Here is a 16,809-nt window from a genome sequence, read left to right on the forward strand (position 1 = left end):
GCTTATCATTTAAACCAGCACTCCATTTTTGGATGCTATTGGGTCAGGTAGTTCTGTTTCTCCAGTCATTTGAAGCAGATCAATCTCTATAGTTCTACAGATGGAAAGCATGGGAACATCAAACATTAATCCGGCAAAAGGATTTTCAGAATAATCTCCAACGAGTTCCATGATAATATAAATCCATCCAATGATGATACAGAAAGGAATCGAGGTCCAGATTCCCCAATCACCCAGTTTGGCAAATTCATTTACCAGCCCCAGTGGAAGTAAAGTGATGAACAGGATGTTAAAGACAAATGCTGTGCTGGCAAATTGTCTTGGTGAAGGAAATTTTTTGATTCTTTCTGCCTGGCCCTGAAAACCATAAAACTCATTCAGGCAGTTCTGTAACTGGGTTTGATTAAAGTCTGTAATGGCGTTCATGTTTTTAAGTTCATTAATGTCTTTTGCCTGCTGAGAGATCAGATAGGTGGCAAAATTTTTATATTCACTTTTTCGGTCATATTCTTCTTCTGAAAGATATTTATGAAGGAAGATTGGAGCTCTTCCATAATCCGGAAATCCAGCTTTGATTAATCTGTTTCTTCTCAAATTGATATTGCCGAACTTGTTTTCGGTACTGATGTGCTCCCATTCTGTAGGAACCAACAGCTGCTCACGGAAAGTATATAACCATGCAATATGACGGTAAATGATTCTTTTTTTTCGGTCTTCGAGATCAAATGCGCCAATCTCTTCATTTTTTGTATCGAAAGCCTGCACCATAGATGCAAAGGAGCGGCTGGAGTTTACAATTCCGCCCCATATTTTGCGGGCTTCCCAAAGTCTATCATAGGCCTGGTTGTTCTTAAAACCTACCAGAAATGCTTCTGCTGTACCAATTAATGCTACAGGAACCCATGGAATAGTCATCCAGTGCCAATTGAAGAAATAAAAAAGTACAGCAATTAGGGTACACCATATTGAAATTAAGATAAGATGTACTCCAGATAGATTGAGAACTTGTTTATAATTAACGTATTTTGTAGTGATCATAATGAGGGATGTGTTTTTCTGTGCAGACAAAATAAATACCAAACTTTATAAAAGCTTGTTCCATGATGTCGGTTGCCTATTGGTTTTTCAAGTTTTCTTTAGTTATAATGTCTTAAGATTGAGGTTAATAATCTTAAATAAAAGTAATGAAAAAAAAGCATAAAAAAACCTCTAAAAATTTTTAGAGGTTTTATTGATATCAATTTAATATTGTAGTATTTCTTCTATCTTTTTGGAAAGCTTTTCAGCATTTGGAAGCATTTCCTTTTCCAGTACAAGGTTAATAGGAACAGCCGGTACATCCAGGGATCCTATTGTTTCTACCGGAGCATCCAGATATTTGAAGCAGTTCTTGGAGATTCTGTGTGCAAAAGCCTCTGCAAAGGAGTTATTAAGTTGTTCTTCCGTTAGAACTATACATTTACCGTGAGCTTTTACCCTTTCAAAAACAAGTTCTTCATCCAAAGGAATTAAAGTTCTTAAATCAATGACTTCAACTCTTCCATTGAAATTCTTAACAGCTTCTTTCGCCCAATAAACTCCCATTCCATAGGTAACTACTAATAGAGTCCTTCCTTTTTCAGTTTCGTTTTTGTCTGCCTCAATCACTATTTTGCCTTTTCCAAATGGAAGAACATAATCTTCGGCAGGTTCAATTGTTTTGGCATCCTCGGTTCCCGGAACTTTGCTCCAGTATAATCCTTTGTGCTCAAGCATAATCACCGGATTTGGATCATAGTAAGCTGCTTTCAATAATCCCTTAAAATCTGCAGCATTGCTCGGGTAGGCTATTTTAATCCCTTTTATATTGGCTAAAATACTTTCTACACTTCCGCTATGATAAGGACCACCTCCGCCGTAAGCTCCGATTGGAACACGGATAATATTGCTTACAGGGAATTTACCTTGGCTTAAATAGCTTGATTTTGAGATTTCTGTAATTAACTGATTAATTCCCGGATAAATATAATCTGCAAACTGAACTTCAACAATAGGTTTTAATCCTACAGCACTCATTCCTGCTGTAGAACCTATTATGTAAGCTTCCTGAATTGCCGTATTGAAAACCCTTTTGCTTCCAAATTTTTTACCCAAGGTAACGGTTTCACGGAAAACTCCGCCGATTCTTTCCCCTACATCCTGGCCATAAAGAATAGCTTCAGGATGTTTCCACATCAATTCCTGTATAGCATGGATGGCTGCGTCTACCATTACAATCTTTTCTCCGTTTGCCGGCTCACGTGTTCCTGCTTCCTCAGTAATTGGAGTAGGAGCAAAAATGTGCTGCATTACAGTGTCTGGTTTTGGGTCTTCAGCATTTTTAGCTCTTTCAAAAGCTTCTTCAGCCTCAAGACGTGCTTTCTTTGTAATTTGTTTCAAAAGATCTTCGTCAGCTCCTGCTTCCAGCAATTGCTTTCTAAGGATTTCTCCCGGATCCTTTGCTCTATGTTTAATTAGGTCTTCCTCATCTCTGTAGAACTCTCTTCTTACTCCTGAAGTGTGGTGGCCGATCAATACTGTTTTTGCACAGACAACTAAGGGTTTTCTCTCTGTTCTTACAAAGTCTACCGCTTTTTTCATGGCTTCAAAACTTTCTACAAAATCAGTTCCGTCAACTCTCATTCTGCTTAATCCCGTAAACCCTGCTACAAAATCGTAGGCATCACAGGTTCTGGCTTCTTCCTTGGTTACGGAAATTCCCCATTCATTGTCCTGAACAAGAAATATGATAGGTAGTTGATGTAGTGCGGCAAATTGTAATGCCTCACTTACTTCTCCTTCAGTTACAGAATTATCACCAAGGCTACAGATTACAACAGGATTGTTTTCGAAATTCTGAAGTTTAAATTCCTGAATGTATTTTATTCCCTGTGCAACTCCAGTGGTAGGAATAGTCTGCATTCCTGTTGCTGAGCTTTGGTGGATGATCTTTGGTTTATTTTCATCTCGGCTTGATGGATGAGAATAATAAGATCTACCTCCTGAAAAAGGATCTTCAGCTTTAGCCAATAATTGAAGCATAAGTTGGTACGGTTCAAAACCAATTCCTAAAAGAATACTTTCATCTCTGTAGTAAGGAGATATCCAGTCTTCTTTTTTTAATTGGTAAGCGGTTGCTAACTGAATGGCTTCGTGGCCTCTTGAAGTACTATGAACGTATTTACAGATATTTCTGTTTTCTTCGTAAATATCTGCCATGGCTTTGGTAAGCATCATGTGATTGTACGCCTTAAGTAAAATATCCTGAGAAACTTTTTCGTGAAGTGTATTTTCCATAGAAAGCAAATATACATAAAAAAACAAAATACTAACAACTGTTAGTATTTTGTAAGAAATTTATGAAATCGCTGATTATTCCTTAATTACTTTTTTAGAAATTACATCCCTGTTTGTTTTTACTTCGATGATGTAGATTCCTTTTGAATAGGCGGATAAATTGATGGTTTCTTTATCGCTATTGATGGTTCCGCTCTGTAATTTTTTTCCAGTCATATCATAAAGGGTGAATGTTGATTTTTTAGGAGCCTTTAGTATATTGGTTATGTCTTTGGTAATAGAAGGGGCAATGGCAAAAGCACTTAAAGTTTCTGCTTTTGACTCATGAGTTCCTAATATTCCGCTATGACCTGTTACAATAATTGAATAGTTTTGTGGAGATGTAATCCCGTTATCATTGACTAATGTTCCTTTGTTACCTATTTCAATTCTATAATTTCTTCCTGCTGTTGGGGTGTTAATGACTACTTGTTCAACATTATCCACCGTATTGTCTGCTTTTGTGGCAGGAGACATTGGATTGTTGGCGTCAAGTTTCCATGGCATGTAAACGGTGTTGTTTTCTGTGTCTATGATTCTTAAATCCAAGTCATTGATTAATCTTGAAGCTCTGATGTTATACCCTGCCAAATCAGTTCCTGGTAGGTTTGTAAAGGCGGGATCAATCCATGATATGGTGACTTTCAAAGGCTCTGTTCCTGATGCTGTCACCGTTTTTGTATTTTGTATACCATTATTTAAAATTTCGTTATTGAAAATCACATTATTATTTGATTTTCCTACGAGAAGCTCGGCTCCTTTTTTGGCGTCAATCAATCCCCATCCGTACCATGGGTCTGGTCCTACATTTCCGGCTTCAAGTGCAGAGTGAATCATTAAGTTTTTTGCAGAAGCTGCATTGAGTTCTGAGTTATCGAAAAGTTGTTTATGAATCTGTGTCCATAAACCGATGATTCCAGTAACGATAGGACCGGAATATGAAGTCCCGCTTCCATATTCATAAGAAGGTTGGTTATTGGATTTTACACTTGCAGATACAACATCGGTTCCTGTAGCTGTAATATCGGGTTTGATTCCTCCATCATCTCTTGGTCCTGCACTGCTATAAGATGAGTGAACAACATCAGTAGAAGTGATATATCTTCCTTCATTGGCTGTGATGATATCATTGGCTCCCACTACGATGATGTTTTTCGCTAAAGATCCGGCACCAATACAATCATAGCCATTAGAACAGTTTTGAGGGGGTAAGGTATCTGTATTTGTAAAAAATTTCCAAAAAGCATTTGTTGATCCGGATGGTAAGTTTGGATTATAATTCGGATTTGGATAAAGTTTATAATCATTAGCTTCTGGTTGATCACCGAAAGAATTTCCTGCAGACTTTACAATGATATAGGATGGGTTACTGTAGACAATTTTATCATATTCACGGTCATTTTCCTGGTAGGTCCCTTCCAATGATGTTGGTGTAGCTGGGCTTGTAAAAGTTCCTCGCCAATACCAGGCTCCATTATTGGGATTTTGCCACCATCCCTGAGGAACTCCGTAGGAGTGATTGGAGATTTTGGGTTGTGATAATAATATTTTTTGATACACTGAACTTTGGGTAGTGTTTCCAGGAAGAGTAGTCTCATTGTATGAATAGGAATCCATTGTTGAGTTTTGGGCAACACCCTGAAGGTTAAGATTGGTGAATTGGGCTATAACTACCCCTGAATTTGTGGTCCACGATCCTGTAAAGTTGTAGTTTTTGGCTCCAACGAAACCTGCAACAGCAGTTGAATGGAAATGATAGTCTACAGAGTCTGCATTTTCCTTATTGGCGATTCGGTTGGGTAAGTTGTCAAATAGTTGATGTGTTTCCAGTACCCTTCCACCATCGAAAATAGTGTATTTAATATTTTCTCCATTGAATGAACCGGATAAACCATTTACTTGTCCGTTTTGAAGGTAGTCGGCATTAGAGTTTTTAGGTTGCCTAGAGTCTTGAGAGGAATAAAATAATGGTATTCCACTTGGGGTAAATCCTGCCAATTGACTTCTTTGGCTTTTAAAATCCAATAAGACTTTTTCTAAAGGATTATTGCTTTTTTCGTTGGGAGTTTGTTTTTTAATACGAGCTTCAAATTTTTTGCTATTTTCCACTCTTTGTTTTTCAAACTCTTTCATTAAGGTTTCGTTACTCTTTTGCGCATATGCTAATGAAATAGCCAAGATGCTGATCGAAATAAAGATTTTCTTCATAAAAATTGTAAAATGTTAAAGATTTGTTGTGTTTTTCAAATGTATGAATAAAGTTGATTATTTCTAATTTTAATGATTATAATTTGTGTTTTCGTTCGTTTTATTATTTTTTGAACGTTTTTATGTTTAAAAAATTAAATATTTTATAAATTTTATAGTTTTATTTTTTGTTTAATTGGGGATAAAGAATAATGAAATAGGCTGCCTTAATGTTTTTTTTCTATGAGAATCGACTTGATATCTGGATGTCAATGTTTTTTTATGTAAAAAAAATGGGGTACTGACAAGTGTCGGTACCCCATATAGATTTTATGTGTCTTAGGATTACTCCTTGATTACTTTTTTAGTAACTACATCTTTTTCGGTTTTTATTTCGATGATGTACACCCCTTTTGTATATGATGACAAGTTAATTGCTTCCTTATCACTATTGATATTTCCGCTCTGTAATTTTTTACCAGAAACGTCATATATATTGAATACTGATTTTTTAGGAGCATTTAAAATGTTTGTCACATCTTTAGTAATGGATGGTGCTACAGCAAGGTTGCTTAAAGCATTTGCAGCAGACTCTTTAGTTCCTAATACTTCGTTGTATCCTGTTACAATGATTGAATAGTTCTGTGGAGTAGTCGCAGCCGGAATAGCATTGTTTAATAACGTTCCTTTATGAGAGATTTCAATTTTATAAGTTCTTCCTGCTATTGGGTTGTCAATAACAATTTGTTCTACATTGTCTACTGTGTTGTCTCCTTTGGTAGCAAGTGCCATTGGGTTTTCAACATTAAGCTTCCACGGAAGGTTTGTAGTATTGGTCGTTAAATCTGTTACTCTTACATCCAGGTCATTTATTAATCTTGAAACTCTGTTATTGTAAAGATTATCCCACATATTGGTAATATTGGTGAATTCCGGATCTATCCAGGAAATCGTTACCTTAAGTGGTGTGCCTCCAGTTGCTTTAACAAATTTGGTATTGGTTGTACCATTTGTTAATGTTTCATTGTTAAAAATAACAGTATTGTTAGATTTTCCTACCAATAATTCTGCTCCTTTTTTAGCATCAATGAATCCCCATCCGTACCATACATCTGGACCTACATTTCCTGCTTCAAGTGCTGAATGAACCATTAGAGTTTTTGAAGCGGCAGCGTTTAGTTCTGCGTTGTTGAATAATGTTTTGTGTATTTGTGACCAAAGACCGATAATTCCTGCAACTTGAGGAGCGGCCATTGATGTACCACTGTTAATTTGCCATGATAAGCTGCCAGCTGTTGTTTCAGCAGTTGAAGCCATCCATATGTCTGTTCCAGGAGCTGAAATATCTGGTTTAATACCTCCATCATCTCTAGGTCCTGCATTACTATATTCTGCTTTTACCACATCAGTAGCTGCTGTATATTTATAGTTATTTGTAGTAATAACATTAGTTGCTCCTACTACAATGATATTTTTGGCTAAAGAGCCATATCCAATACAGTCAAACCCTTGTGCACAGTTTGCTGCTGGTGCAGTACCAGCTGGGTATAATTGAAAACCTGTAGCTGTTTGATAATAGCTGGTTGTTGTTGTTCCCTGATAACCGGGCCCGTAGTTATAGTAATTACCGGCTGATTTTACAATTGTATAGGCTGGGTTATTGTAAACAATCGCATCATATTGCTTATCATTTAGGTTATAAGTACCCATTTGATCGTAGTTATTTCCTGAGATATAATTTCCATTCCAATACCATGCGGTAACAGGATAACCTGCAGACGTCGTACCATAGGTCCAACCTGGATTTACGCCATAGGAGTGATTTGAAATTTTAGGTTGTGCAATTAATATTTTGGCAAAGACATCGGTTGGGGTAGTAGATCCAGGCAATGTTGTTTGAGCAAACCTATATGAATCCATTGTTGAATTAAGTGCAATACCCATTGCATTACCTTGTGCTACGATATTGCCATTTTGATCTTTGCTTGTTAACGGTGAGCTTTTTGCGCCAATAATACTAGCCACCCCTGTTGCATGGCCACTATGTATATTTGTATCTGCTTCTTTGTTTGTAATTCTTCCTGGCAGGTTATTAAATGCTTCGTGAGCAGCGTAAATTCTTCCTCCATCAAATATTGTGTACTTAATTCCGTCTCCATTAAATGCTGTAGTAAGACCATTTACTCCTCCGGCTGTAGTAAGTGCATCAACATTATTGTTTTTGATTTGATTTTGATCATCAGTCTCGTAGAAATTAGGAATATCACCACTGAAACCTGCAAGGTTTGCTCTAAGTTCTGTGATTAATTTTTGAGTTTCAGCATTTCTCTGATTTCCGAATCTTTTTGCAACATAAGAGTCAAACTTTGCGTTGTTCTCCTTGTTTTGTTTTTCAAACTCTCTTTTTAATCCTTCGTTGTTTTGTGCACTTAGCATTGAAATGGCTAAAGTGCCAACCAAAAGTAAATGTTTCTTCATAATGGTTAGTAAAATATTAAAAATTGTAATTGGTCAAATATATGGTAAAATAATTAAATAAGTGGAGTTATTAATGATTAAACATTGTTTTTGATTGAAATTTTTCATATTATTCGTTTGTGTTGGTTGTTTTTGTGTATTGCTTTAATTTGTTTTTATTTGCGAATTGTTAAAACGATATCTGTTGTTTGTGTTGTTGTTTTAGATGGGTTTTTGGAAAAAATGAAGTAACTTTACATTCTCTTTTTTATAAAAAAGTTAGAAAATTATATGTATTTAATTTTTGACACAGAAACAACCGGTTTACCTAAAAATTTTAACGCACCACTTTCAGATTCAGATAACTGGCCGAGAATGGTACAGATTGCATGGCAGGTGCATGATGATAATGGTAATTTAATTGAGAATCAGGATTATATAATAAAACCTGAGGGGTATGATATTCCCTTTAATGCTGCAAGGATTCACGGGATTACCACTAAAATTGCTAATGAAGAAGGACGAGATCTTCAGGAGATTTTGGAAGAATTTTCTAAAGTTCTTGAAAGGGTAAGGGTGGTTTCCGGACATAATGTTGAGTTTGACTACAATATCGTAGGAGCAGAATTTTATAGGAAAAATTTAAAAGATAATCTTCAGGAAAAGCCAAAGGCTGATACCATGATTCTGGGAACCGACTACTGTAAGTTGGGCGGTGGAAGAGGAGGGAGATATAAGTCTCCAAAACTTGAAGAACTCTACGAAAAACTTTATGGGACTAAATTTGATGAAGCTCACAATGCTGCTGCAGACGTAAATGCTACAGCAAGGGTTTTCTTTGAAATGATGAGAATTGGAATAGTTCCTGCAGAAATTCTGAAGATATCGGAAGATCAGCTGAGTTATTTTAAGAGTCTTTATCCTGATCCCATTAAACCTTTTGGAATTGTTATCCGTAGGCAGGTTGCAGATTTTAATAATAAGAAAAAGCAGCAGGATTTTGGAAGTATTGATGAGATTGATCTCGGTAAATACTTCAATTTTGACAATCATAGTGTTTTCTCAACATTAACGGCTACCTCGAGTATTAATGATTTGATTAAAAAGGCTTCTGATGAAAACTTTCCGGCTGTCGGTATGGTAGATTTGGGAAACATGATGGGAGCTTTCAAGTTTGTTTCTGCCGTAGAGGGAGCGAATGGAGACAGAGCAAAAAAACATAAAGAATATTTAGCAAAAAAACAGGAGGCAGAAGAAAATGGAACAGAATTTAATGACGTAGAGCCTGTTTCAGAACCATTGATTCCTGTTGTGGGATGTGAATTTTATATTTCAGACCGTTATGAGCAAAAGCAGTTTACCAAGGATGATCCGGATAGAAGGACGCAGGTTGTACTTTTAGCAAAGGATTTTAACGGCTATAAAAACCTGGCAAAACTTTCGAGTATTGGATTTTTGAAAGGATTTTACTTTGGGGTTCCTAGGATAAGTCGTGAATTAATAGCTCAGTACAAGGAGGGAATTATTGCTTTAACTTCAGGGATTCTTGGAGATATTCCTGATGCTATCTTAAATACGGGTGAGCAAAAAGGTGAGGAGCTTTTTAAATGGTGGAAAGATACCTTTGAAGATGATTTTTATGTTCAGCTTCAGAATCATAAATTACCGGAGGAAGAGCATTTGAATGAGGTGCTTCTCTATTTTGCAGATAAATATAATGTAAAGATTCTAGCTCAAAACCAAACTTTTTATAGCAATAAAGATGATGCCAATATTCAGGATATTGTAAGTTGTATTAAAGATGGTGAAAAACTTTCCACTCCTATTGGAAAAGGATTTGGTAAGAGGAGAGGGCTTTCAACCGGAGAATATTATATTAAGAACTCTCATGAAATAAAAGAGACCTTTTTAGCATATCCTGATGCATTTGAAGCTTACGATGAATTTTTTGCAAAATTTAAACCTTATACATTAAAAAGGGATGTGCTTCTTCCAAAGTTTGATATTCCGCAAGAGTTTATTCACGCTGAAGATGAGGTAGATGGCGGGAAGCGCGGTGAGATGGCTTATCTTACCCATTTGACTTATGAAGGGGCAAGAAAAAGATATGCAGAAACGGGAATTACAGATGAGATAAAAGAACGTCTTGACTTTGAGTTGGAGGTAATTGCCAATACCGGTTATCCGGGATACTTCCTTATTGTACAGGATTTCTGTAATGAGGCCCGTAACATGGGAGTTTGGGTAGGTCCCGGAAGAGGATCTGCTGCCGGATCTGCGGTAGCTTATTGTATTGGAATTACGAATGTGGACCCAATTAAATATGATCTCCTTTTTGAGAGATTCTTGAATCCGGAAAGGGTTTCGATGCCCGATATTGATATTGACTTCGATGATGAGGGAAGGGATAGAGTTATTAAATGGGTAATTGATAAATACGGTCAAAGTCAGGTAGCGCAGATTATTACCTATTCTGTATTAGGTGGTAAATCTGCCATTAAAGATGCAGGAAGGGTATTGGATGTGCCTATCCCGGATACCAATAATATTGCCAAGCTGATTCCTTCAACACCAGGAATGAACATTGCGAAAGCATTGGCAAAATATGATAAATTAAAACCTGAAGAACAAATGCTTGTCGATGAGATGAGGTATGTTCTTGAAAGCCCTGATGATTCACGCCACGGAGTTTTGGCAAGTGCTAAAAAAATGGAGGGCTGTATCAGAAATACAGGAATTCATGCCTGTGGGGTAATTATTACGCCGGAGGATGTGAGTAATCTGGTACCTGTGACTATTGCAGCCAAGGATGCCGATATTTTGGTATCTCAGTTTGATAACTCAGTAGCAGAAAGCGCCGGTCTTTTGAAAATGGACTTCCTTGGGCTTAGAACATTAACGATCATTAAGGATGCTCTAAAGCTTGTAAAAGCAAGGTATGGTGTGGATATTGATCCTGATGACATTCCATTGGACGACACGAAGACCTATCAGTTATTTAAAGAGGGAAGAACAGTTGGTATTTTCCAGTATGAAAGCCCCGGGATGCAAAAGTACATGAGGGAGCTTAAGCCTACGGTTTTTGCTGACCTTATTGCCATGAATGCATTATATCGTCCAGGTCCAATCAAGTATATTCCAAACTTTATTAACAGAAAGCATGGTGTTGAAGAGATTGTATATGACTTACCGGAAACAGAAGAATATTTAAAGGAAACCTACGGAATTACTGTTTATCAAGAGCAGGTAATGCTTTTGTCTCAAAAACTGGCCAACTTTACAAAAGGTGAGGCAGATACCCTGAGAAAGGCAATGGGTAAAAAGCAGATTGATGTTCTTAATAAAATGTATCCTAAATTTATAGAAGGTGGTAGAAAAAATAATCTGAATGAAGAAAGGCTTGAAAAAATTTGGAACGACTGGAAAGCCTTTGCGGAATATGCATTCAACAAATCTCACTCTACCTGTTATGCTTTTATTGCCTATCAAACTGCCTATTTAAAAGCGAATTACCCTGCTGAATATATGGCAAGTGTAATGAGTAATAACATTAACAATACGGATTCGATTACCATGTTCATGGAGGATTGTAAAAGTATGGGAGTTGATGTTTTAGGTCCTGATGTGAATGAATCTCAATATAAATTTTCAGTAAACGAAAAAGGACAGATCCGTTTTGGATTAGGGGCTATCAAGGGAATTGGTGAAGGGCCAAGTGAAGCGATTACCAGGGAGCGAGGAAATGGAAGATTTAAAAATATCTACGATTTTTTTGAAAGAATAATGCCTTCTCATATGAATAAAAGGGTAGCGGAAAGCTTGGTACTGGCTGGTGCTTTTGATGAATTAGGTTCTTTCCACAGAGGTCAGTATTTTGATATTGATATGGCAGGTAGAACTAATTTGGAAAGACTAATCAGATATGGACAAAGTTTTCAGGAAAGTAAAAATGAGATGGAACATTCTCTATTTGCTGACTTTGCAGATGAGGTACAGATTGAACAGCCCAAATTAGCACCTTGTCCTGAATGGCCAAATATGCATAAATTAAACAAAGAAAAAGAAACTATCGGATTCTATCTTTCTGCTCATCCATTAGATGAATTTAAATACCAGTTTCAGTTTATGCAGGGGCGACTTTCTAAGAAATCTGTTCTGGAAAAAGAAGAAGAGGAAAAAGTAACTACAGATGAAGCTCCTGTATTGGAACAAGATTCACAAGATGAAACTGCAGATCTTACAGAGATTGTTTCTGATGAATTGTCTGTGGGAGATGAAGAGGTAATAGAAGAAGTAACAAAAAAAGCAGAACCAAAGGGAACTTTTGGATTCTTGAATCTTGATGAGGTAGATGCTTATAAGGAGCAGGCATTTGCCAATAAACCTGAAGAATTATTTGAGGAAAAAAAGAAAGACTGGAAAACACTTCAAAAAGAAAGAGAAAATGGCGGCGGTGGAAAAGAGTATACTGTTGCAGGTTTGATTACAGAATATAGAGTTCAGGATGGTTTCAGAAGTGGTGAAAAAGTAGCTTTTGTAACCTTGGAGGATTATTCAGGGTCCTATTCCTTTAGATTAGGGGATAGGGATTATATGAGATTGAAAGAAAAACTTGAGGTTCAGAGATTTGTTATATTCAAAATAAAATTTGCCCAGGTAAAGGATGGACGTGTTTTCGTGAATGTAAATGATGTGATAGAGCTTCAGGAAGCTTTTGAAAGATTTGCTAAAAGTATTTCTCTTGTAATGGATGTGATGGATGTAAGACCGGAAGATTTGGACTTTTTCAGAACAGTGCTGGATCGAAATAAAGGAAGTCAAAAATTGAAATTCTTTATTAAAAATATTGATGATGACTCCCATATTGAAGTTCAGTCTATGAAGCATTCCGTAGATTTAAATGGCGATTTGATCAAAGAAATACAACTACTTAATAAGTATGAATTCTATTTGAATTAAAATTGCTGATACAGTTGATTAAAAAGTGGCTTTTTGCCACTTTTTTTGTTTTTATTAATCAATGTTATGTTTTTTTAGATAAATATATTTTTATGTTAAATGGTATTTTATGTATAGGTAGGAATTAGTTTATTTTTATTTAATCAGCTGATATTTAATTAGTTGAATTATTTTTATTTATTTTTAAATATGTGTTAAAATTAAATAAATATTTAGTTTTTTAATAAAAATAAAAGGATTTTGTCTTTTATTAAATAATATTTTTTAATAATTTATGATATTTATTTAAATATTATTTACTTTTACCGTCCTAACTATTATTATTACTATTTATGAAAAAAATTCTACTGATGTGTATGATGGCCCTCGGTGTAGGGGCCTCTGCACAGATTCTCGTTAATGAGGGATTTGAAGGATCGTCCCTGCCTGCCGGGTGGACCTCATCTGCGCTACCCTCAACAGCAACACAATCCTTATCAATAGGAATGTGGTCTGGTTCTGGTCCTGCTTGTGCAGGATCAAATATGGCGTATAGAAATCTTTATAACAATGTAACGTCTTATAATCTTGTTTATTCTTCTCTCAATTCGAATGGCTTGGCTCTTGATTATTCATTCCAGTATGCGGCCAAAGGATATTTGAGTACAGGAGCTATCAAGGGGAATTTTACAGCGGAGTATTCTCTTGATGCGGGAGCAAACTGGACTACATTGGTTGCTCCTGTTAATCTTGATAGTCCAAATGCGACTCCAATTCCTTGTACTACTGTTTCAGGAACAATTCCCGCAGGAACAATTCCTGCAGGGGCGGATTTTAAATTCAGGATTACGGCAAACTATGTTTCTCCGTCAGATTTCTATTTAGGATTTGATGAGATCAAGTTGAATCAGCCAATCACTACTCCTCCTGGATGTACGGTATTGGTAGCACCTGCAGCAGCAGAAACAGCAGTTTCCAGAAACCCTACACTGAAATGGAATAGTGCGGCCGGAGCTACAGGATATTTACTTAACATAGGAACTACTCCTGGAGGAACAGATGTATTGAATAATGTAAATGTGGGAAATACTCTTAGCTATATCATTCCTACTGCAAATACTTTGAATTATTCAACACCATACTATGTAAAGGTAATTCCTACTAATAATCTTGGGAATAACACCGGATGTTCAGAGAGCTCTTTCATGACTTTGAATATTGGCTGTCCTACTGTTTCTTCGCCTAGTTCAGCAGCAACAGGTGTGTCAGCACTTCCTGCTATTAGCTGGTCATCGGTATCGGGAGCTACGGGTTATAAGATTTCAATAGGAAGTACAGCAGGTGGTACAGATGTTATGAATAATGCAGATGTAGGAAATGTTACCACGTATACACTTACGACCCCATTGTTGTTTAATACAAAATATTATTATACAGTTAATAGTTATAGCCCTACCTCTACAAGTGCAGGGTGTACAGAGAGAACGTTTACAACGGCTATTTTATGTCCTACTGTTTCAGCACCTAGTTCAGCCGCAAGCGGAGTATCTGTGCTTCCAACTATTACTTGGACTGCAATGGCTGGAGTTACAGGATATAGAATTACGATGGGAACTACCGCAGGCGGAAATAATATCATGGATAATGTAGATGTAGGAAATGTAGCAACCTATACATTGGCTACTCCTTTGTCTTTCAATACCAAGTATTACTATAAAGTGATTGCCTACTCAGGAAGTGTAGAGGGGGCAACTTGTACAGAGAGAAATTTTACAACAAATACTTTATGTCCTTCTGTTTCTGCGCCTAGTACTGCAGCAACTGGGGTATCTGTACTTCCAACGATCACCTGGGGGGCAATACCTGGGGTTACAGGATACAGATTAACGATGTCAACTACTCCTGGAGGAAATGATATCATGGATAATGTGGATATAGGAAATGTAGCTACTTACACTCTTACTACGCCTTTAGCATTCAATACCAAGTATTATTATAAGGTGATTGCTTATTCAGGAAGTACAATGGGGCCAGCTTGTTCAGAAAGAAACTTTACAACAAATTCTTTATGTCCTACTGTTTCGGCACCAAGTTCAGCTGCAACCGGCGTATCTGTGCTTCCAACTATTACCTGGGGGGCAATAATCGGAGTTACAGGATATAGAATTACGATGGGAACTACTGCGGGAGGAAATGATATCATGGATAATGTGGATGTAGGAAATGTAGCTACCTATACTTTTACTACCCCATTAGCATTCGGCACGAAATATTATTATAAGGTGATTGCTTATTCGGGAAGTACAGTAGGAACAGCTTGTACAGAAAAAAACTTTACAACATCTACTTTGTGTCCTTCCGTTTCTGCACCTAGTGCTTCAGCAACAGGCGTTTCAATATTGCCTACCATTACCTGGGGTGCAATACCTGGGGTTACAGGATATAGAATCACGATGGGAACCACTGCAGGTGGAAATGATATCATGGATAACGTAGATGTAGGAAATGCAGCTACTTATACCCTTACTACGTCTTTAGCATTTGGTACGAAATATTATTATAAAGTGATCGCTTATTCAGGAAGTACAGTAGGAACTGCTTGTACGGAGAGAAGTTTTACAACATCTACTTTGTGTCCTTCCGTTTCTTCACCTAGCTCAGGCGCAACTGGTGTATCTCTGCTGCCTACTATTACCTGGGGAGCAATTACAGGAGTTACAGGATATAGAATTTCTATGGGAACTACCTCTGGAGGAACAGATATTTTAAATAATGTAGATATAGGAAATGTTACTTCATATACTCTTACTGCGTCTTTAGCATTTACAACTAAATATTATTATACAGTAACAGGATATGCCGGAGCACTTACAGGAACTGCTTGCTCAACAAATAACTTTACAACTCAGGGAGCATGCCCAGTTGTGACATATCCTGCGGATGCTGCAACGCTTCAACCGATAAATCCTATCATAAAATGGAATGCAATGCCAGCAGCAGCATATTATAACTTAACTATTGGTACAACGGCAGGTGGATCTGATATTATGAATAATGTAAATATTGGAAATGTTTCTTCATACACCGTTACAGCTCCATTAACATTAGGAACTAAATATTATTACAAGGTAAATACCGATACTTCAACAGCATGTGCTGAAAGAACATTCACCGTAAATGCGAATCCTGCACCAGCAAATGATAACTGTTCAGGAGCATTGCTTGCGGCATCTTTCCCATATGCTTACTCGCAGACTAATGGAACGGGTGCTACTAACGGAACTGGATTTATTACGACTTGCTCAGGATCCAATGATGGAATGTGGTTTAAATTTACAGGAAATGGAGGAGAGATGACTGTTTCTGCAAAGAGTACTACAGCCTGGGATCATAGAGTATCTGTATATACTGGAAGTTGTGGAGCTTTTGCTTGTGTAGGTACAGCAGACGAAAAAGCTTCAGGGGTTGGGAATATTGAAACCCTTACTTTCAGTTCTGTTGCAGGAACTGTATATTATGTGAATGTGGGATATTATTCCGTAATAACAGACGATTTGGAAGGAAACTTTGACATCAATATTACGAGTACTATATTAGCAACATCTGAAGTTGTTACTGAGAAAATAAAAGATATTAAAGTTTATCCTAATCCTTTTGCTGATATTCTGAATATCTCAGACATAACTAAAGTACAGTCTATTTCTGTTATTGATCTTGCTGGAAGAGTAGTGAAGACAATAGAAAAACCTTCTTCAGTTCTTCAACTGGGAGACTTGAAACAAGGGATGTATTTAATAGCATTAAATATGAAAGACGGATCAAGACAAATAATTAAGGCAATTAAGAAATAAGCCGAATAATATACGTATTTGA

General features: G+C 36.8%; 6 protein-coding genes. 2 read left to right on the plus strand and 4 right to left on the minus strand.

The window, feature by feature from the left end:
- Window positions 1-9: 9 nt before the first annotated feature.
- From SCA31_RS02725 to SCA31_RS02740, 4 genes are all read right to left on the minus strand, one after another.
- Window positions 10-1,038 (minus strand): bestrophin family protein, encoded by a 1,029-nt coding sequence (locus tag SCA31_RS02725; protein ID WP_410695315.1) that lies wholly within the window; start codon window positions 1,036-1,038, stop codon window positions 10-12.
- Window positions 1,039-1,242: 204 nt separating this feature from the next.
- Window positions 1,243-3,315: a thiamine pyrophosphate-dependent enzyme gene (locus tag SCA31_RS02730; protein WP_410695317.1), complete on the minus strand. Its 2,073-nt coding sequence runs from the start codon at window positions 3,313-3,315 to the stop codon at window positions 1,243-1,245.
- A gap of 75 nt (window positions 3,316-3,390) precedes the next feature.
- Complete coding sequence (locus SCA31_RS02735) at window positions 3,391-5,562, minus strand: S8 family peptidase (RefSeq protein WP_410695318.1); 2,172 nt, start codon at window positions 5,560-5,562, stop codon at window positions 3,391-3,393.
- A 324-nt stretch (window positions 5,563-5,886) separates the two neighbouring features.
- Complete coding sequence (locus tag SCA31_RS02740; RefSeq protein ID WP_410695319.1) at window positions 5,887-8,019, minus strand: S8 family peptidase; 2,133 nt, start codon at window positions 8,017-8,019, stop codon at window positions 5,887-5,889.
- Window positions 8,020-8,289: 270 nt separating this feature from the next.
- On the opposite strand from SCA31_RS02740, the gene dnaE reads away from it, so the two are divergent.
- Together dnaE and SCA31_RS02750 are read left to right on the plus strand one after the other, a co-directional pair.
- Window positions 8,290-12,957: a DNA polymerase III subunit alpha gene (gene dnaE, locus SCA31_RS02745; protein ID WP_410695320.1), complete on the plus strand. Its 4,668-nt coding sequence runs from the start codon at window positions 8,290-8,292 to the stop codon at window positions 12,955-12,957.
- A 332-nt stretch (window positions 12,958-13,289) separates the two neighbouring features.
- Entirely contained in the window at window positions 13,290-16,787 is a 3,498-nt protein-coding gene (locus SCA31_RS02750) for a T9SS type A sorting domain-containing protein (RefSeq protein ID WP_410695321.1), read from the plus strand.
- Window positions 16,788-16,809 lie beyond the last annotated feature (22 nt).

The organism is Chryseobacterium sp. SIMBA_028, assembly GCF_046535285.1.
Lineage (GTDB): Bacteria > Bacteroidota > Bacteroidia > Flavobacteriales > Weeksellaceae > Chryseobacterium.